This is a genomic window from Amycolatopsis sp. NPDC101161, from assembly GCF_044768185.1.
Classification (GTDB): domain Bacteria; phylum Actinomycetota; class Actinomycetes; order Mycobacteriales; family Pseudonocardiaceae; genus Amycolatopsis.
Genome location: NZ_JBIWPI010000008.1, coordinates 223,526 through 240,501 on the forward strand (window position 1 = coordinate 223,526; position 16,976 = coordinate 240,501).

The following is a 16,976-nucleotide window of genomic DNA, read 5'->3' on the forward strand; positions in this document are numbered from 1 at the left end:
AGAACCGGATGTTCAATCGATGTCCGCGTAGAAGGAGTGGAGGGTGGCCGCGAGCTGGTCGGGGGCTTCCATCGCCACGTAGTGGCCGATCCGTTCGATGTGGACGGCCGTCACGTCGGTGGCGACCTGCCGCAGCGTGTCGGGCGTGAAGTTCGCCGAGCGGCCTGCCACCGCGAGGACGGGCACGTCCAGTTTGCGGGCCGCGAGCGTGCGGAGTTCTTCGCCCTCGGAGAGAAATGACCGGTACAGGCCGGCGGCGCCAGCGAAGGCGTCGGGTCGGGCGTAGGAGCGGACGAGCTCGTCGATGTCGGCGTCGGTGAACGCGTCCGGGCTCGCGCTGAGCGAGGGGATCGCGTAGTCGGCGAGGAACTCCCGCTCACGTCCGGTCAGGAGCATTTCCGGAATGCCGGGGGCGGTGAGAACGCCGATGTGCCAGGCACCGCCGTGGGTGACGTCGGCGAGCATCTCGGCGCCGAATCCCGGGAGCCCGGTCTCGATTCCGGTGTAGCTGCGGACGAGTTCGGGGTGGGTCGCGGCGACCCGGAACGTCGTGGCGCCGCTGATGTCCTGGCCGGTGAGGTGGACGGGGCCGACGTCCAGGGAGGCGATCAGGTCGCTGAGGTCTTTCGCCGCGGTCGCGCTGTCGTGCTCGCGGGTGGCGGTGGCGGAGTCGCCGAATCCGCGAAGGTCGACAGCGAACACTCTGTGGTGCTCGCCGAGCAGGGGGATCAGTTTGTGGAACACCCACCAGGTCTCGGGGAAGCCGTGCACCAGCAGGACAGGAGATCCGGCGGTGCCGGCGGCGACGTAGTGCAGTTCGGTGCCGTTGAGGCTGACCCGGCGGTGGTCGATACCGGGGATGGTGGCGGCGAAGCGGCTCATGAGAGGTCCTTTCGAGCCGATAGACAAGTCACTTGTCGAACTCTACAGGATAGACAAGTCACTTGTCTATATGGTCGGGCCTCGTATGATCGGCCGCATGGCGCAGTCCAGTGGTGCCGAGCTCGCGCTTCTGCTGCTCGGCGGGTTCCACTCCATGGTCGACGAGGTGAACGTGGAGCTCGCGAAACGCGGCCACGAAGGCGTCCGCCCCGTGCACGAGTTCGCCTTGCGCGCCGTGGACGCGGGTGCGGACACCGCTTCGGAGCTCGGTCGCCGACTGTCGGTCACCAAGCAGGCGGCCGCGCAGACCATCGCCGTACTGGAGGGGTTCGGCTACGTCGACCGCGAGCCCGACCCGAGCGACGCGCGCCGCAAGCGCGTGCGGGTCACCCCACGAGGCCACGAGCTGATGGCCATCGGCGGCGCCCTGTTCGACGACGTGCGCAGCCGCTGGGCGGCCCGAATCGGACCCGAGCAGCTCGAGACACTGGAAGCACACCTGGCCCAGCTCACCGAACGCCGCTCGTTCACTGCCGAAGACTTGCAGGACTGATCCCCGAAGATCTCGCCTGAACCACCCTCGCCCCCATCCGCTCACGCCGCCGACCGTGGCAGGCAAGCGTTCTCCTTGATCGTCGGACGGGACGCGCTCAGCGCGGGTCGCCGAACCAGGTGGACAGGGCGTCGCGGAGGGATGTCGCGTTGAGAGTTTCGTCCGCGGCCCAAGCGACGTAGCCGTCCGGGCGGACCAGCAGCGCGGTCACGCCGGGTGTCTCGGCCAGCGGATGCACGTCGACGCGGTCGCTCCATTCGGCCGCGATGGCGCGCAACTCGGGCGAGCCAGTCCGATCGGCCAGGACCGGCCGGGGCAGCCGCATGGCGTCCACCAAGCCGGGGAGGTCGGGCAGGTGGCGCCCGGCCAGGGGGTGGGTCCGCGGGCCCACGTCGTAGCGGATGTCGAGACCTTGCAGCCGGGCTCCCAGCAGGTCGGTCAGAGTCGCGTCGGCGTCGAGCAGCTGGCCGAACAGCGCGCGCATCGCGCGGCTGTGCGGGTCCGGGCGCATGATCGCGATCTGCGCTCGGGTGTTCCCCAGCACCCGCTCGCCCACCGGGTGACGTTCGGCCGTGTAGCTGTCCAGCAGCCCGCCGGGTGCCCAGCCGCGCACGGTCGCGGCCAGTTTCCACCCCAGGTTGACGGCATCCTGCAGACCGGTGTTCAGCCCTTGGCCACCGAATGGCGGGTGCACGTGCGCGGCGTCGCCGGCCAGCAGCACCCGGCCCATCCGGTACGTCGCCGCCTGGCGGGTGTTGTCGGTGAACCGGGCCGCCGACTCGACGTCGGTGACGAGCACGTCTGTGCCACTGACGCGGCGCAGGGCGTCCTGCACCTCGGCGGGGGTGACCGGCGCGTCGCGGTCGGCGGGCGGTCCGGCGAATTCCACGGTGAGGATCCGGCCGGGTTTCGGCCCGTGGGCGTACAGCCCGGCGTCGGTGGCGTGCCATCCGGTGGGCAGCGGCGCGGCGGGGTCCAGGGTGAGCATCGCCTGGTAGCCGGTGGTCAACGGGTCGGTGCCGGGGAACGCGAACCCGGCCAGCTTGCGGACGGTGCTGCGGCCGCCGTCACAGCCGACGAGGTAGGCGCACCGCATGGTCGTCGCGCCGTCGCCGGTGCGCACGTGCACGGTCACGCCGTCCGCTTCCTGGACGAGGCCGGTGACCTCGTGGCCGGTCAGCACCGGCACGCCGAGCTCGGCCACCCACGCGCCGAGCAGCCGCTCCAGCGCCTGCTGCGGCAGGACCGTGCCGGGCGGGACCTCGGCCGACGATTCGGTGTTCAGCACCAAGCCCGCGAAGTGCCCGCCGAAGCGGGCTCGGGGCCGGCCGTCGGCACCCGGCGTCGGGCCCTGGCGGACAAACGCGGCGAACCCCTCGCCGTGCTCCGCGCTCTCCTCGGCGAGCCGCGCGCCCAGGCCGCGCCGGACGAGCAGCTGCGTGCTGCGCCCGTCGATCCCGCCCGCTTTGAGGGCCTGGTTCTGCTCGACCAGGCGCTCCAGGACGACCACGGAGACACCGGCAAGTCTCAGCTCGGCCGCGAGCAGGAGTCCGACCGGACCACCACCGGCCACCACCACGTCAGTGTTCATGAAACTTAGCATCGTCCTAAATTTAGTACCGTGTCAAGTTTGGTACTGGTATAACTCTGTCATGCGCGAGGGACTGCGGGACCGCAAGAAGCGGGAGGCACGGCAGCACATCTCCGATACCGCGACACGCCTGTTCGCCCAGCGTGGGTTCGAGGCCGTCACCGTCGCGGAGATCGCCGAGGCGGCCGGCGTCGCCAAGGCCACGGTCACCAACTACTTCCCGCGCAAGGAAGACCTGCTCCTGGATCTGCAGCCGGAGGCCGAACAACTGCTCGTCGACGCCCTCCGGGGACGTCCCCCCGGTCAGAGTGCGGTCGAGGCGGTCCGGGCGCTGATGCACCGACTGCTGGCCCAGAAGCATCCGCTGTCCGGCGTCGCGCCGGGCACGGCACGGTTCGGACGCCTGATGGCGGAAAGCCCCGCGCTGCTCTCGCGAGCCCGGGAACAACGGGAGTCCCTGGAATCCGCCGTGGCCCGCCTGCTGGTCGAGGAAACCGGCGACCCGGTCCGCGCCGACCTGGTCGCCCGGCTGCTCCTGGCCACGGCGACCACCGTCGTGGTCACCGCGATCCGCCGCCTCATCGCCGGAGATCCGGCCGTCACCGTCGCCACGGATCAGAAAAGGGTGATAGACGAGGCATTCGACCTGCTGGCCGCGGGGATCCACACCTTCGGCGGGGATTCCTGATCAGGCCATCGACCGCGGCCCGAACATGGCCTGGCGACAAAGTCGGTGGGCCGGAGTGGGGGTCAGCGCGGCGGGCCGACGATGACGTTCCCGAACTTCTCCGCCGCCTCGGCCATCCGGGCCGGAGAGATCTCGAAACCGTCCGGCCGGGGCTCGGCCCGGTCGCGGCCGGCGTGGCGGAACATGCCCTCGATGCCCGCCGGGGTGTTGATCATCAGCAGGTCCGCCGTCGCGGACGTGATGCGGTAGGCGTGCGGGATGTTCTTGGGCAGGAAGACGATGCCGCCCTCCGCCAGCTCCATCTCCTCCTCACCCACCCAGACCAGCGCGGTGCCCTTGATGAGCATGAAGACTTCGTCTTCCTTGGTGTGCAGGTGGAACGGCGGCGCCTCGCCCTTGGCGACGTCGAACCGGCCTACCATCAGCTGGCCGTCGGTAGCGGCGCCGTCGAGCAGGATCGACAGCGTGCCGCCGTCGAGCCACTCCAGCTTCTGCTGCTGGTCGGGCTGGGCGAGGTAGGCCATGCTCATGGGGTCGCTCCGTTCGAAGTGGACGGTCAGAGGGAACCGAGGACACGCAAGCGATCGGCGACCGCGCGACGGGCGACGTCGGTGTCCCAGGCGAACGTTTCGAACTCGTGCGGCACCCCGGGGTGCAGGTGGAACTCCACGTCGACCCCGGCCGCCCCGAGCCGCCGGGCGTAGTCGAGGTCTTCGTCGCGGAAGATGTCCAGCTGGCCCACCTCGAGGTACGTCGGCGGCAGGCCCGACAGGTCGGTCGCCCGCGCCGCGGCGGCGTACGGCGAGACGTCGGGGCCGCCGGCCCGGTCACCGAGCAGCGCCGACCACCCGGTGACGTTGTCCTCGTAGGTCCAGGTCGCGAACGGGACCAGCTCCGGGTCCGGCGTCGTCGTGCGGTCGTCGAGCATGGGGAAGACCAGGATCTGACGCGCCACCGCCGGCCCGCCGCGGTCGCGGGCCAGCAGCGTCACCCCGGCGGCCAGGCCGCCACCGGCGCTGTCCCCCATCACGGCGATCCGGGCCGGGTCGACGCCAAGGTCGACGGCGTGGCCGTGGAGCCACTTCAGTCCGGTGTAGACGTCCTCGACCGGCGTGGGGTCGGGGTGTTCGGGCGCGAGCCGGTAGTCGACGGCCAGCATCGGCACGCCGCTCGCGGACACGTACCGGGCGATCGGCGCGTCGTAGAGCGCGACGCTGCCCAGGATCATCCCGCCGCCGTGCAGGTACAACGCGGCCGAGCCCGGGGCGGCGCCGTCCTTGGCGTACCAACGAAGCAGTACCTTCGCGCCGTCGCCGGCCACCGCGTGGAAGTCGGTGACCGTCACGTCGGCCGGGGTGGGCTGCAGCGCCGCCGTCTCGGCCATCATCGCTTCCAACGCGACGCGCCGCGTCGCGATGTCGCCCACCGCGGGGTGCGGCGCGGCAGCCATGGCTTCGGCCATCGGGGCCAGGATCGCGGCGACCTGAGGATCGACGGTGAACGTCACAACGGTCCTACTTTCCGGGGATTCGCACGGACTGGATCGACGGCGATCGGGGCCAGGACACGCGACTCGGCGACGCTCAGGCGCGATAAACGGACGATATCGTCCGTCTAATCGGCTGTCAACGAGAACTGCGATGATCGGAGCCGTGAGCGAGCGCAAAGGCGGACCTGAGCGGCGGCGGGAGCTGCGGCGGGACGCGATCGACAACCGCGACCGGGTCCTGGCGGCCGCCGCCGTCGCGGTCCGCCGGGAAGGGACCGCGGTCCCGATGGCCACCATCGCGGCGGACGCCGGGGTCGGCGTCGGGACCGTGTATCGGCACTACCCCTCGCGGGACGCGCTGCTCGGCGCGTTGACGCACCGGTCCTTCCAGCTGGTGCTGGAGACCGCCCGCCGGGCCGCGGCCCTCGACGGACCACCGATCGAGAAGATCCGCTTCTTCCTCGAACGCACCATCGAGCACGGATCGGACCTCGTGCTCCCGATGCACGGTGGCCCGACACCCGGCGACGAGGCCACCGTCGCGCTCCGGGACGAAGCCCACCGGACACTGGGCTCGATCCTCGAACAAGGCCGAGACGACGGCACGATCCGCGCCGACGTGACCAGGGCTGACATCGTCAGCTTCGGCGCGTTGCTGGCGCAGGGTCTCCCCCACGTCCCGGATTGGAAACCCACTGCCCGCCGCCAAGCCGACATCTACCTCGCGGGCCTCCTGAATCGCACCGGCCGCTGAACGGTTGCCGACCCTCGCTGCTTGCTTGCACCGAAGTCTTGGGCACCCGCCCGACGTACGTCCGCCGCTGCTCGACGTAGCCGTCTTTCTCAAGCGTGGCCAGCTGTTTGGACAGCGCGGAGTCCGAAAGGGACACCGCGTCCCGCAAAAAGGCGAAATCGCACCACTGTGCGGCGCACAGCACCGACATGATCGCCAGCCGCGTGGGGTCCGACAGCAGGCGGTCCAGCCCGGCCACGGTGTCGGGGTACCCGGGCAGCCCGACAGCGTCGGCGAGGTCATGGGTGACATCGGTGCCGTAGCGGGAGATCAGCCACGCGCCCAGAGCCACGACACCGAAAACCCACGGGACGAACGACTGACGGCGCTGCACCCCACGCACGCTACCCAGCGGCGCGGGCCCGTTGACGCGACTGGTCGCGAACACCACGGCCAGCACCACCAGAACCAGGGCGGCGACGAGTTTCGAGCCGCTGAGACTGATGACGTCGTTCAGTGCCATTCCCCCGGCGGCCAGCACGAAGACCGCCGCATAAACCGGACAGGCAAGTAGTCGACGGCGGACTGGCCCGAGTTCTCTGCGTCGCCGCCACCAGCCCGGCCGGTCCGAGACGGCGACGGCTGGGCGGTGGCCGGTGTCGGCGGCGGCCGGGCGGTGGCCAGGCTGTCAACCGTTGAACTTCAGGTACGCCGATGTAGGTAGGAGTCGGCTGCTCCGTAGTTGCCGTGTGTCCGGCGCCGCGTCCTGAGGGAGGAAGAGATCATGAAACGCAGGTTCTTCGCTGCGCTGTTGATGATTGCCCTGGCGATCGTGGCCCAACCGGCCTCGGCGAACGCCGCCACGGTCGGCAGCACCGGTACCGGAAGCTTCTGCAACACCAGCCTGACCAGGCACACCACGGTCTGCTTCGACTCGATGTCGAAGCTGCAGGCACATCGATCGGCCGCCGCCGACTACGACTTGGTGGCGGTGTACGACTGGGTCAACTACAACCAGGGCGGCGGATACAACATCCTGTCCGGCGATCACGTGTGCACCCCTTCCTACAGCAACAACGACTATGAGCTGTACGACCTGAGCATCTACTCGTACAACAACGGCATCACCATGAACAACACGTTCACTTCGGTCAGCACCTACACCAGCAACCCGAGCAAATGTGACATCAAGCTCTACGACGGGTTCAACCTTCTCAGCTAGACGATCGCCGCGCACGGAGCGCCCGGCCCGGCCCGGCGCGCCGCGGTCGGACGGGCGATCGACCGAGCCGTCGGCGACCGAGATCACGGCCCGGTCCTGCTCAACCGACGAGGCATACGCATGGACCGTGACCCGCCGCGCCTCGTCGGCTCCGGTGGCGGGCGCCCGTGTGTGGGCCCGGGCGCCCGTGGTGAGTCCGGTCAGCTCTCGGTGGGTTCGAGCAGGATCAGCGGCACCTCGCGGTTGCCGGCCTCGGCGGCCCGGGCGCGCAGGCCGGCGAAAAACGGGTAGAGCTCGTCGGTGTAGGCCAGCCAGTTCTCCCGCTCCGCGCCTTCGGCTACCCGCGCGGTCATCAGCCGGCGGTCGGGACCGTCCTGCAGCTGCACCGTCGGGTTCGCCACGAGGTTGTGGAACCAGCTCGGGTTGCGAGCCTGGCCGCCGGCCGACGCGCCGATGGCGTAGACGCCGTCACGCTCGATGCGCATCAGGGCGACCTTGCGCAGCTTGCCCGAACGGGCGCCGCGCATGGTCAGCACGACCACCGGGCCACCCCCCATCGTCGCGCCTTCGCGGCCGTCGGTGCGCTCGTAGAGTTCGACGTGATCGCGGGTTGTCGCGTCGGCGCTGGGGACGTACTCACCGTCGAGCAGATTCGTTGTCATGTCAGGAAATTCCTTTCGTCGAGGGCGGCTTTCACGCGCCGCCGTGGTTCACCGGCTTCAGCCGGTTATCTGGATCACGGTCTTTCCGATGGTCCGGCCGCTTTCGGCGAGGGCGTGCGCCGTCTTCATGGTCTCGGCGGTCAGGCCCTCGAGAGTGGTGGTGACGATCGGGCGGAGCCGGCCCGCCGCGACGTCGTCCGCCGCCCGGGCGAGGATCCGGCCCTGGCTGCCGACGTCACCGCCGGCCACGATCTTGCTGAACACCATCTCGCTGTGCAGTGACAGCGATTTGCCCGTCAAGGCCCCCGGGTCGAAGGGGCCGGTGAGATCGATGGCGGCCAGGTGACCGAAGGGGCGCAGCACCTCGGCGATCGTCCCCAAGTGGCCGCTGGTGCCCGAGGTCGAGAACACCAGGTCGACGTGGTCGATCCCCGCCGTGCGGAGCTGTCCGGCCAGGTCGCCGCGGTGGTCGACGACCAGGTCGGCCCCCATCGCCGTCGCCCACTTCCGTGATTCGGGCCGCGAGGCCGTGCTGATCACGAAGGCCGATGTCTTGGCCTTGAGCAGTTGCGTGGCCATCGATCCGACTCCGCCGGCTCCGCCGACGACGAGCACTCGGCCGACGCCGGGAGGCAGCGCGTCCTGGTCGCGAAACAGCGACTCCCAGGCCGTGAGGACTCCGATGGGCAGCGATGCGGCGTCGGTGAACGCGAGCCGGTCCGGGATCTTGGCCACCACCCGGTGGTCGACCGCGACGCGCTCGGCCCAGCTGCCGTCGCGGGTGAAGTCGCCCGTGCCCATCACCCGGTCCCCGGCCGCGAATCCGGTGGCCGCGGGCCCGGCCGCGGCTACGACCCCGGCGAACTCCCAGCCGAGGACGACCCGTCCGCCGCGCTCGGCGCTGCGCGTCTGCCGGATCGCGGCTTCGCCCGGGTTGATGCCGATCGCACGGACTTCGACCAGCAGGTCACCGTCCCGGAGCCGAGGTTCGGCGACTTCGGTCAGGGTGATGGCGAATGCGTCCAGCGCGTGGGCCTTCTCATAGGCGAGTGCCTTCACGGCTTCAGTCCTGCTTCAGGGCGTGCAGCGCCGAGAGCGGGCCGCCGATCTGCATCAGGCGGCCGCCCTCGCGCAACGTCCCGGCGTCGACCGGCGCGAATCCGAGGGCGTCGGCGACGGTGTGGAAATCCGCCTTGGCGGCCTCGTCGTCACCGGCGTAGAACAGCAGTTGCCGCCCTTCCGCGTGCCGGGGATCGGCGGCGATGTACTGGGCGTAGAGGGTGTTGAAGGCCTTGACCACGCGCGCGCCCGGCGCACGATCGGCTACGAACTCACTCGCCGTCTCCACCCCGAGATCGGCGACGGCCGGCCGCATCGACTCCAGGTTGTTGGTGGTATCGACCAGGATGCGGCCGCCCCACTCGGGCAACCCGGCCAGCGCGTCACCGACCTGCGGCCACATCACGGTGAGGAAGACCATGTCGGCGGCGGCCGCTTCCGCAGGTGTCCCCGCGCTCGCGAGCGGCCCCAGCCGGGTCACGACGTCGAGCAGCGTGTCCGGGCCGCGGCTGTTGCTGAGCGTCACCTTGTGGCCGGCCGCCACCAGGTGGCCCGCGATCGCCCGCGCCACCGTCCCGGCGCCGATGGTTCCGAAGTTCATGCCGGTCCCTCCGTCTTCGATGACGTCCGTCATCATAATTTATGATTGCGGTCGTCATCATTAAATGTCAAGCAGGACTCCTCCGTGGACACTCAGTTTGATGATGGGTATCATCGGAAGCGGTAGCCCGCTTGGAAGGTGGTCGACGTGCCCCGCATCACGCAAGAGCAGAAGCGGCTCAACCACGAGAAGATCGTCAACGCGGCCGGTGTGGGCTTTCGGCTGCGCGGCATCGACGGCGTCGGCATCGAGGAGCTGATGAAGTCGGCCGGCATGACGCACGGCGGGTTCTACAACCACTTCGCCTCGAAGGACGACCTCGCTCTCGAAGTCCTCCACCAGGGCTTCACCGACTCGCTCGAGGCGCTCGACGTCATCCGCGAAGCGCATCCCCGCTCGGCGCGCGCGGCCCTGCACGACATGGTCGATGAGTACCTCAACGCCGAGCACCGCGACCACCCCGAGGTCGGCTGCGCCTCGGCCGCCCTCGTCTCCGACGCCGGCCGCCACGGAGCCGCCGCTCAGGCCGAGTACCGGCGCGGGCTCGACGGCTATTTCGCCACCATCACCGACATGCTGCTCGACCGCGCCCGCCAGTCCGGCACCGAACTCACTCTCGCCGAAGCCCGCGAGCGCGCGGTGGCGCTGTTCAGCCAGATGGTCGGCGCGCTGCTCCTCTCCCGGGCGATCGCCGACGCCGCCCCGGACCTGTCGGACGAGGTACTGACGGTCAACCGCCGGCGGCTCAAGAAGCTGTGACCGACGTCGTCCTCGCCGCCCCGGCAGCCGAAGACTCGCTGCCCGGTGGGACCTCGCGCTCGGTGAACCGTTCGCGAGTGGCGCGTCTTCGGTCGTTCTGCGATGTCGGTGGCCGGACGGTACGCCGGCGGTGCTCTAGCTCGGTCCCGATCGAGATCTGCTGACCGGGGTGCCAGCCACGCGGTCGAGGGTGACGTGCCAAACCGTTGCCAACGCTCGCCGCCTCGGAGAGCCGAGGTTCTGCAGCTACGCAGGGAGTGGCGCCGCGTCCTATGCGGATGACTCCGCTGACCGCAGGATCGCGGATGATCAGCCGGGTCACGCCGCTGTCCTCGGCGAACGCCGTCACCGCGGCGAGGTAGGCGGCCTCCATCGGACCGTGGTCGCTCGACACGTCCTCGGACCCGCGGTACGCGCCGCCAGTGGTTGCACCCTTCATCGCCGCCGTCGACCACTGTCGCGGCGCCTACGACCAATGTTCGAAAGCTCTGAGCATTTCCCCTTTTTCGGGTAGGAAGCGCGAACCACGGTGTGTAACCCCGGCGCGTATTGCGTGACGACGCCTTGACATCAATATCGAGGGAGGGTTTCGATGCGCAAGCTGTCACAGGTGACCGTCTTGACCGCAGCCGCGTTGATCACGGGAATCGGCACAGCCGCGCCCGGCACGGCCGCCGCGCCCGCTCCGCAGTACAGACTCGTGCTCGGCGCTGCGGACACCTTGGAATACCGCGGGATCAACGCGCGCGGCGACATCATCGGTGTCGGTCTCGACGCGGCGCGCTTCGGGCGAGAGGAGGGCTTCGTCCTCAAGGCCGGTACGACGACGCCCCTATTCCTGGCCGACCCCGGCACGAACAACCAGGACTCCAGGCCGCGGTCCATCAACGACCAGGGCATGGTGGTGGGGAACTACCAAAAGAACGTGGTGAGCCCCGGTGGGGCACAAGAGATCACCCGCCCGGCGATCTGGCCGGGGCCCGGCGGCGCCGGATCGGATCTCGGCCTGAACCCCACCGGGTCGGCGGACGCGTTCGGCATCAACGATCACCAGCAGATCGTGGGCTGGCAGGGCGGCCGCAACTCGATCACGCCGTGGCTCCGGAACGGCACCACGGTGACCAACTTGCCGCCGCTCGGTGGCTCCGACGACACCGAGGCACTCGGTGAGAACAGCAACGGAGTGGTCGTCGGCGAGGCCGCGGTCCCGGGCGGCACCTTGCCAGGCGGCAACCAGGTGGCCCTGGAGTGGTCCAACGGAAAGCTCAGCACGCTCGGCCAGCTCAACGGCGGCGCCTGGAGCGAGGCGCTGGCCATCAACACCGCCGGCCAGGCGGTGGGTTCGGCCTCACCCGCCGGGCACTCGCTCCTCGACTCCCACGCGGTGCTGTTCAGCGGCGGCAAGGCGGTCGACCTGAACGTGCCGCGTGGCGTCAACCAGGGCACCGCGCACGCCACCGCGATCAACACCGGCGGCGTGATCGTCGGCGACGACGCCGTCTTCCCCGATGTGTCGGGCATCGGCAACGGCTTCGTCTACCGCGACGGCCACGCGACCGAGCTCAACTCGCTGATCGCACCTACCGCGAACGTGCGGCTGGGAGGCGCCACCGGCATCAACGACGGTGGAGACATCGTCGGCACCGCCGTGCTCACCGCACCGGATGGAACGGTGTCCACCGTCGGCTATGAACTGCTGCCGATCTCGACCACCTAGTACGGCGCTGAACCTCGATCCACCGATCGAGGTTCCTGGCCGAGTCCGCGCGCTTGCCGCGCGGACTCGGCCGGGCGGCGATCAGGTGGTCGCCCGGGATGTCCGCGCAGTCACCGCCCCCTGAGCCTGTCCACGAGCAGCGCATCTCCCCACCGACTGCCCCCATTGAGGTTCGAGCGGATGATCCTGACTATGGGGGTGGTCGGGTCCCATCACCCGCTCGCGGTCGGCGTCGCGGCGCAGCTCGTCGCGAACCCGGTCCACCAGAATACTCCGACGAGACAGGACGCAGCCTCACTTGTACGGCGACGGAGCCTTGCTCGCGAGGTAGTTGAACGTCTTGACCATGTACGGCCAGAAGGTGCTGTTCACGCACGAGTAACTCGGCGTGAAGCCGTCGCACGCGCCGGGGCCTTCGAGTTCGATGGTGAACGACGCGATGCCGAGCTTGCCGTAGGCGTAGTCGTCCGAGCCGCCGGCGGCGTTGTAGAGGAGGTCGCCGGCCTGGCCGTACGGGTAGCCGGAGAACGCCGACATCGCCTTGCCCATCGCGCGGAACTGGGTATCGCTGGGAGTGTGAACGGTGTTCGAGTACTCCCACGGCAGGATGATGATGCCGGCGTAGCTGTGCAGCATCAGCGCCGTGCCACGAGCGGTCGCGTCGGGCCGGTCGGACGCGCCGTCCGCGCGGTGGTCACCGAAAAGCTGGCTCCAGAGTTGTTCCAGCGCCTTGTTCTCCGGCTCCGAATCGGCGGAGCCGGTGGACGTCGACGTCGTCTGATCGCACTTGCTGGTGTTGCTCTGCCAGTGGTAGCCGAAGTTCCGGTTGTTGTCGACGCCCGGCTGGCTACCCGCCGAATCGCCGCAGCGCGCGAGGTCCGCACTGGTGAAGTCGGCGTTCTTCCGGTGCAGCACCGGGTTGTTGCCACCCTGCTGGACGATGTTGACGCCGTCCGGGTTGACAATCGGGACGATCCAGATTTCGTTGGTGTTCAACAGGTTCGTCACGGTGCTGTCGGTGCCGTAGCCGCTGACGAGGTAGTTGACGTACTTGTAGGCGAGCTCGCCGGTGGCGATCTCCCGCGCGTGGATCTGCGCCTGCAGGAGGAACCGCGGTTTGGCCGAGTTCGGGTTCAGCGCGCAGTCGCCGCTGACCTTTTTCGTTATGCAGATGGCCTTCAGGTCGTAGCCGCCGCGCCCCTGCTGCTTCAGCCACGACTGACCGTAGTTGACGACGGTGGCCAGGTCGGGGTGCGCGGCCGCGGCGGCGGTCAGGTTCGCGTAGTGCGCGTTCACCGTGTGGTAGCCGCCGTCGTAGGTCTCGTCCTGCGGTGCCGCGCCGGGTGCCAGCCGCGGGGACGCCCAGGTGGCCGCGGGGTAACGCTTGCTCACCTCGGTGACGAAGCCGAGCTGGGACAGTTCGGCACCGGTGGTCTCGTCACCGACGACGAACAGGTCGCCGCCCTGGCGCTTGACGATGTCGAGACCGACGGCGTCCAGCGTCCGAGCTCTGGCCAGCGCGTCGTGGACGCGGTACTCGACCGGGCCGTGACCGGACGGCGGGGTGTTCGCCTGGGCGCTCGTGCCCGTGGCCAGGCCCACCGCCGCGAGCAGCAGCGCGGCGGCGACCGTGGTGACGACGCGGGAGTTCCGCATGGTGCCTCCTTGAAGTGGCCAGCTAGGCCCGAAGAGTAGACGCCGCGGAGTCACCCGGTTACCGACTGGAGTAGGGAATCGGCAGAGGACGCGCCGCGCTTGCCGGCACAAAGGAATCGACGCGTTTCACGGCACATCCTTACGCGGCAACGACTGCACCAGGAGAAGCAGGACCAAGAACGTCCCGGTGCCGGCGAGAACGAAGGTGGCACGGGCGCCGACCACACCGACGAGGAAACTGCCCAGCGCGTAGGCGAAAGCGGCTCCCAGCTGTGCGGCAGTGCCGATGGTGCCGAACACCCGGCCGAGGAACGGGCGGGGTACGAGATCCTGCACGACAGTGTCGTACCCGATGTTCTCGACGGCATTGCCGGCACCCGCCACCAGCTGTGCCGCGACGACCACCTCGAGAAGCGGGGCCAGTCCGTTGACGACCGTGCCGGCGCCGGTGGCCACCACGGCGACGATGAGCAGGGCGGTCGGTCTGCGCCCGCGGGCCAGCCGGCTACAGGCGAGCGAGGCCAGGACCATTCCGACGCCGAACGCGCTGGCAGCGACGCCGTACCCGGCTGGGCCGGCGTGGATCACGTCCCCGGTGAGGAAAACCAGCGCCACGTTGTCCACCGCGGCGAAGGCGACGAGCAGGAAGAGACTCAGAACCAGGACCGAGATCTGCCGATCCGCAACGACATACCGCAACCCTTCGCCCGCTTCGGCCCACACTCCCGTGACCGCACCAGGGTCCCGGGCCGGCTCGATGGCCGGGAGTCCGCGCAGCAGCAAGGCCGACGCGAGAAAGGTGGCCGCGTCGACGGCCAGCGCGGTGTGGGCGCCTCCGGGAGCTGCTCCCAGCAGGCCTCCCAAGCCCGGCCCGACGGTGAGCGTCAGGGTTCGGCCCAGCCCGAAGAGGGCGTTGGCCGGTGCCCGGTCGGCCGCGTCGACCAGGACCGGGACCAGGCTGCGACCGGCCGGGTTCCGGATGGTCGCCAGGATCCCGGCGACCGCCACGAGTGCGGTCAGCACCGGCGAGGGCGGCAGCGTGATCGCGGTCAGTCCGATCACCAGCGCCGAGGCCAGTTCGCACCGCATCATCAACCGGCGTGCCGGGACTCGGTCGGCGAGGACTCCGGCCAGCGGTCCGCCGAGCCGGGGCAGCGCGTTCGCCGCCAACAGCAAACCCACACCCGTGGGGCCGTCTCGCGGGGCGACCAGCAGTACGAGCGCGGTCGTGGTGATCCCGTCACCGACGAACGACACCGCTCGCGACGCGCACAACGACCGGAACGCGGGATTGCCGGAAAGGAGGCGAGTCTTGGGCACCGGGGCCGAAGGTGATGGTTCGAGCATGGGCACGAGGGTGCGGGAACCGCGCCGGGGGCCGCTGAGGTTCGGTGCAGGCCGAATCCTCGTGTAGCGTTTTCGTGAAATGGCTCTTGTGCTGAGGTTCGGACGCGGGGACGCCGCCCGGTGCCGGTTCGCGATCTCACCGCTGCAGGAAACGATGTCGGCACTTCTGGTGCTCAAGAAGCCGGGTCGCCACGGCTGGTACCTGCCGTGGTTGCGCGATGTCCGGCCCGCCATCGCCCGGCTTGATCTGGGACTGCTGGACGCCGCCGCCCCGAGCAACGGGTACGGGCCGGATTTTCTTTGGCCTAGCCCGACCGGCGCGCTCACCACCATCGAGGACGACCTCGCTCAGGTCCGGGCCACCGATCCCGCCGTCGTCGCCGCCGAACTCGCCGAGCACCTTCGTCGCATCGATCGCCACGCCCTGCGCGACGATCTCCGCCGAGTCCTCACCGGCGACCCCGTCCTCGCCAGGAACACCTTGGTCACCCAGCAACGGCTGGCCTGGCAGGCACTGGTCGAGCCACTGTGGGACCGGATCCGCGGCCTGCTCGACGCCGACATCACCACCCGGGCACGGCAGCTGGCCGACGGCGGCCTGGCAGGACTGTTCGCCGACCTGCACCGGCGAGCGACCTGGAAGAACGAAGAGCTGCACCTCACGGGCTTCCGGCACGGCACGGTGGATCTGCGCGGCCGCGGCCTCATTCTCGTGCCCACGGCCTTCGGGTGGCCGAACCTCGGGATCGGGCCCACCGACGACACCTCCGTCACTCCTCCCGCGCTGGTTTACCCGATGCTCGGCGCGGCACGGCTGTGGGAACCGGCCACGCGATCACCCGCCATCGCGCGGCTCCTCGGCTCCGGCCGCGCATCCGTGCTGGCCGAGACCCTGGTCCCGAGTACCACCAGCAGCCTGGCCCATCGAGTCGGCCTCGCTCCGGCAACGGTCTCCGAGCACCTCACGGTGCTTCGCGAGGCCGGTCTGGTCACCGCCGCACGACGCGGTCGTGAAGTGCTCTACCAGCAGACACCGCTCGCCGCAGCACTCCTCCGCGCCGATCCGTTGTGATCGACCGGGCGCGGAACGACTGCCGTACGACTGCGCCCCGTGCGAACTCGGGCATCTCGCACCCCCGGGGCAGGATTTCACCGAAGGTCGCCGGCACCGCCAACTGCCGGAATTCGCGGCCACCGTCGAGGAGCTACACACGGTGCGAAGCCGACTCGCACCGAGCCGAGGCCGGAGATCTCGCTGTGGAAGACGTCGCCCGGGGCGACCGCTACCATCGGGCCGAGGGCGCCCGTCAGCACGATGTCCCCCGCTCGCAGGGGATCCCCTCGGCGGGCCAATGTGGACGCCAGCCACCGGGCGGCCGCGAGCGGGCTGCCGAGGCAGTCGGCGCCGGTGCCCTGGGAGACCACCGAATCGTTGCGGGACAACGTCATCCGAACCGTTCGCAGGTCTACGCGGTCGAGCGGCACGCGGGTGCCGCCCAGTACGAACAGGCCGGATGACGCGTTGTCCGCGACCGTGTCGACGATCGTGATGTCCCAGTCGGCGATCCGGCTGTCCACGATCTCCAGCGCCGCCGCCGCGAAGCCGGTGGCGCGCACCACGTCCGCCGCCGTGCTGTCGGGGTTCGGCAGGTCGTCGGTCAGCACCAGGGCGACCTCGGCCTCGATCTTCGGCTGCAGCAGCCGGTGGGCGGGCACGGTGGCGCCGTCGGCGATGGCCATGTCGGTGAACAGCGCGCCGAAATCGGGCTGGGCGACACCCAGCTGGCGCTGGACGGCCGGCGACGTCAGGCCGATCTTGCGGCCGGCCGGCCGCCGGCCCGTGGCCAGCGCGTGCTCGGTGTTCAGCCGTTGCACCGCATACGCGGCTTCGATGTCGCCGAAGGTGAACCGGTCGCGGATCGGCAGGCACGGCTTGCCTGCGTCGGCGGCGTTCCGCAGCAGGTCCGCGGCTTCACGGACGGCGGCAGCCACCGGATGGGGCGGGGGCATGGGTTAC

General features: G+C 69.9%; 18 protein-coding genes. 7 read left to right on the forward strand and 11 right to left on the reverse strand.

What is annotated here, in order from left to right; translation table 11 throughout:
- Positions 1–12 precede the first annotated feature (12 nt).
- Positions 13–882, reverse strand: coding sequence for an alpha/beta fold hydrolase (locus tag ACIRSS_RS47600; protein WP_400908338.1), 870 nt, complete (start codon positions 880–882; stop codon positions 13–15).
- A gap of 97 nt (positions 883–979) precedes the next feature.
- Here ACIRSS_RS47600 and ACIRSS_RS47605 point away from each other — a divergent pair, with 97 nt between their 5' ends.
- Positions 980–1,435: a MarR family winged helix-turn-helix transcriptional regulator gene (locus ACIRSS_RS47605; RefSeq protein WP_400908341.1), complete on the forward strand. Its 456-nt coding sequence runs from the start codon at positions 980–982 to the stop codon at positions 1,433–1,435.
- 97 nt (positions 1,436–1,532) lie between these two features.
- Here the strand turns inward: ACIRSS_RS47605 and ACIRSS_RS47610 are convergent, their stop codons facing one another.
- Positions 1,533–3,026: an FAD-dependent oxidoreductase gene (locus ACIRSS_RS47610; RefSeq protein ID WP_400908343.1), complete on the reverse strand. Its 1,494-nt coding sequence runs from the start codon at positions 3,024–3,026 to the stop codon at positions 1,533–1,535.
- Positions 3,027–3,087: 61 nt separating this feature from the next.
- On the opposite strand from ACIRSS_RS47610, the gene ACIRSS_RS47615 reads away from it, so the two are divergent.
- A complete protein-coding gene (locus tag ACIRSS_RS47615; RefSeq protein ID WP_400908346.1) occupies positions 3,088–3,714 on the forward strand; it encodes a TetR/AcrR family transcriptional regulator in 627 nt (208 codons plus the stop codon).
- A gap of 62 nt (positions 3,715–3,776) precedes the next feature.
- On the opposite strand, the gene ACIRSS_RS47620 is transcribed toward ACIRSS_RS47615, so the two are convergent.
- Positions 3,777–4,244 carry a cupin domain-containing protein gene (locus tag ACIRSS_RS47620; protein ID WP_400908349.1) on the reverse strand — a complete coding sequence of 156 codons (468 nt, stop codon included), beginning with the start codon at positions 4,242–4,244 and terminating at the stop codon, positions 3,777–3,779.
- A 26-nt stretch (positions 4,245–4,270) separates the two neighbouring features.
- Positions 4,271–5,221: an alpha/beta hydrolase gene (locus ACIRSS_RS47625; protein ID WP_400908351.1), complete on the reverse strand. Its 951-nt coding sequence runs from the start codon at positions 5,219–5,221 to the stop codon at positions 4,271–4,273.
- Positions 5,222–5,366: 145 nt separating this feature from the next.
- Here ACIRSS_RS47625 and ACIRSS_RS47630 point away from each other — a divergent pair, with 145 nt between their 5' ends.
- On the forward strand, positions 5,367–5,957 hold the full coding sequence (locus tag ACIRSS_RS47630; RefSeq protein WP_400908354.1) for a TetR/AcrR family transcriptional regulator: 591 nt from the start codon (positions 5,367–5,369) through the stop codon (positions 5,955–5,957).
- Here the strand turns inward: ACIRSS_RS47630 and ACIRSS_RS47635 are convergent.
- The gene (locus ACIRSS_RS47635; protein WP_400908356.1) at positions 5,842–6,459 is read right to left on the reverse strand and encodes a transcriptional regulator; all 618 of its coding nucleotides are present in this window, start codon (positions 6,457–6,459) and stop codon (positions 5,842–5,844) included. The two genes, ACIRSS_RS47630 and ACIRSS_RS47635, sit on opposite strands and share 116 nt — an antisense overlap.
- A gap of 261 nt (positions 6,460–6,720) precedes the next feature.
- Here ACIRSS_RS47635 and ACIRSS_RS47640 point away from each other — a divergent pair, with 261 nt between their 5' ends.
- A complete protein-coding gene (locus ACIRSS_RS47640; protein ID WP_400908359.1) occupies positions 6,721–7,158 on the forward strand; it encodes a hypothetical protein in 438 nt (145 codons plus the stop codon).
- A 200-nt stretch (positions 7,159–7,358) separates the two neighbouring features.
- Here ACIRSS_RS47640 and ACIRSS_RS47645 read toward each other — a convergent pair whose 3' ends face one another.
- From ACIRSS_RS47645 to ACIRSS_RS47655, 3 genes are read right to left on the reverse strand one after another with little or no spacing between them, the layout of a single operon-like run.
- The gene (locus ACIRSS_RS47645) at positions 7,359–7,820 is read right to left on the reverse strand and encodes a nitroreductase/quinone reductase family protein (RefSeq protein ID WP_400908362.1); all 462 of its coding nucleotides are present in this window, start codon (positions 7,818–7,820) and stop codon (positions 7,359–7,361) included.
- A gap of 57 nt (positions 7,821–7,877) precedes the next feature.
- The gene (locus ACIRSS_RS47650; protein ID WP_400908363.1) at positions 7,878–8,879 is read right to left on the reverse strand and encodes a zinc-binding alcohol dehydrogenase family protein; all 1,002 of its coding nucleotides are present in this window, start codon (positions 8,877–8,879) and stop codon (positions 7,878–7,880) included.
- A 4-nt stretch (positions 8,880–8,883) separates the two neighbouring features.
- A complete protein-coding gene (locus ACIRSS_RS47655) occupies positions 8,884–9,480 on the reverse strand; it encodes an NADPH-dependent F420 reductase (RefSeq protein WP_400908366.1) in 597 nt (198 codons plus the stop codon).
- Between the two features lie 147 nt (positions 9,481–9,627).
- On the opposite strand from ACIRSS_RS47655, the gene ACIRSS_RS47660 reads away from it, so the two are divergent.
- Both ACIRSS_RS47660 and ACIRSS_RS47665 read left to right on the forward strand, forming a co-directional pair.
- Positions 9,628–10,239, forward strand: coding sequence for a TetR/AcrR family transcriptional regulator (locus ACIRSS_RS47660; protein WP_400908369.1), 612 nt, complete (start codon positions 9,628–9,630; stop codon positions 10,237–10,239).
- A gap of 610 nt (positions 10,240–10,849) precedes the next feature.
- Entirely contained in the window at positions 10,850–11,956 is a 1,107-nt protein-coding gene (locus ACIRSS_RS47665; protein ID WP_400908827.1) for a hypothetical protein, read from the forward strand.
- Between the two features lie 294 nt (positions 11,957–12,250).
- Here ACIRSS_RS47665 and ACIRSS_RS47670 read toward each other — a convergent pair whose 3' ends face one another.
- Both ACIRSS_RS47670 and ACIRSS_RS47675 read right to left on the reverse strand, forming a co-directional pair.
- Entirely contained in the window at positions 12,251–13,612 is a 1,362-nt protein-coding gene (locus tag ACIRSS_RS47670) for a M14 family zinc carboxypeptidase (RefSeq protein WP_400908371.1), read from the reverse strand.
- 126 nt (positions 13,613–13,738) lie between these two features.
- Positions 13,739–14,932 carry an MFS transporter gene (locus ACIRSS_RS47675; RefSeq protein ID WP_400908374.1) on the reverse strand — a complete coding sequence of 398 codons (1,194 nt, stop codon included), beginning with the start codon at positions 14,930–14,932 and terminating at the stop codon, positions 13,739–13,741.
- A gap of 196 nt (positions 14,933–15,128) precedes the next feature.
- Between ACIRSS_RS47675 and ACIRSS_RS47680 the strand changes: the two genes are divergently transcribed.
- Complete coding sequence (locus ACIRSS_RS47680; RefSeq protein ID WP_400908376.1) at positions 15,129–16,031, forward strand: ArsR/SmtB family transcription factor; 903 nt, start codon at positions 15,129–15,131, stop codon at positions 16,029–16,031.
- Positions 16,032–16,108: 77 nt separating this feature from the next.
- On the opposite strand, the gene ACIRSS_RS47685 is transcribed toward ACIRSS_RS47680, so the two are convergent.
- The gene (locus ACIRSS_RS47685; protein ID WP_400908378.1) at positions 16,109–16,969 is read right to left on the reverse strand and encodes a 2-keto-4-pentenoate hydratase; all 861 of its coding nucleotides are present in this window, start codon (positions 16,967–16,969) and stop codon (positions 16,109–16,111) included.
- Positions 16,970–16,976 lie beyond the last annotated feature (7 nt).

What these genes read in the sequence shown, in the direction of transcription:
- ACIRSS_RS47600 (WP_400908338.1), bottom strand. Translation starts at nt 882, where the DNA reads ATGAGCCGCTTCGCCGCCACCATCCCCGGTATCGACCACCGCCGGGTC.
- ACIRSS_RS47605 (WP_400908341.1), top strand. Translation starts at nt 980, where the DNA reads ATGGCGCAGTCCAGTGGTGCCGAGCTCGCGCTTCTGCTGCTCGGCGGG.
- ACIRSS_RS47610 (WP_400908343.1), bottom strand. Translation starts at nt 3,026, where the DNA reads ATGAACACTGACGTGGTGGTGGCCGGTGGTGGTCCGGTCGGACTCCTG.
- ACIRSS_RS47615 (WP_400908346.1), top strand. Translation starts at nt 3,088, where the DNA reads ATGCGCGAGGGACTGCGGGACCGCAAGAAGCGGGAGGCACGGCAGCAC.
- ACIRSS_RS47620 (WP_400908349.1), bottom strand. Translation starts at nt 4,244, where the DNA reads ATGAGCATGGCCTACCTCGCCCAGCCCGACCAGCAGCAGAAGCTGGAG.
- ACIRSS_RS47635 (WP_400908356.1), bottom strand. Translation starts at nt 6,459, where the DNA reads ATGGCACTGAACGACGTCATCAGTCTCAGCGGCTCGAAACTCGTCGCC.
- ACIRSS_RS47640 (WP_400908359.1), top strand. Translation starts at nt 6,721, where the DNA reads ATGAAACGCAGGTTCTTCGCTGCGCTGTTGATGATTGCCCTGGCGATC.
- ACIRSS_RS47645 (WP_400908362.1), bottom strand. Translation starts at nt 7,820, where the DNA reads ATGACAACGAATCTGCTCGACGGTGAGTACGTCCCCAGCGCCGACGCG.
- ACIRSS_RS47655 (WP_400908366.1), bottom strand. Translation starts at nt 9,480, where the DNA reads ATGAACTTCGGAACCATCGGCGCCGGGACGGTGGCGCGGGCGATCGCG.
- ACIRSS_RS47670 (WP_400908371.1), bottom strand. Translation starts at nt 13,612, where the DNA reads ATGCGGAACTCCCGCGTCGTCACCACGGTCGCCGCCGCGCTGCTGCTC.
- ACIRSS_RS47685 (WP_400908378.1), bottom strand. Translation starts at nt 16,969, where the DNA reads ATGCCCCCGCCCCATCCGGTGGCTGCCGCCGTCCGTGAAGCCGCGGAC.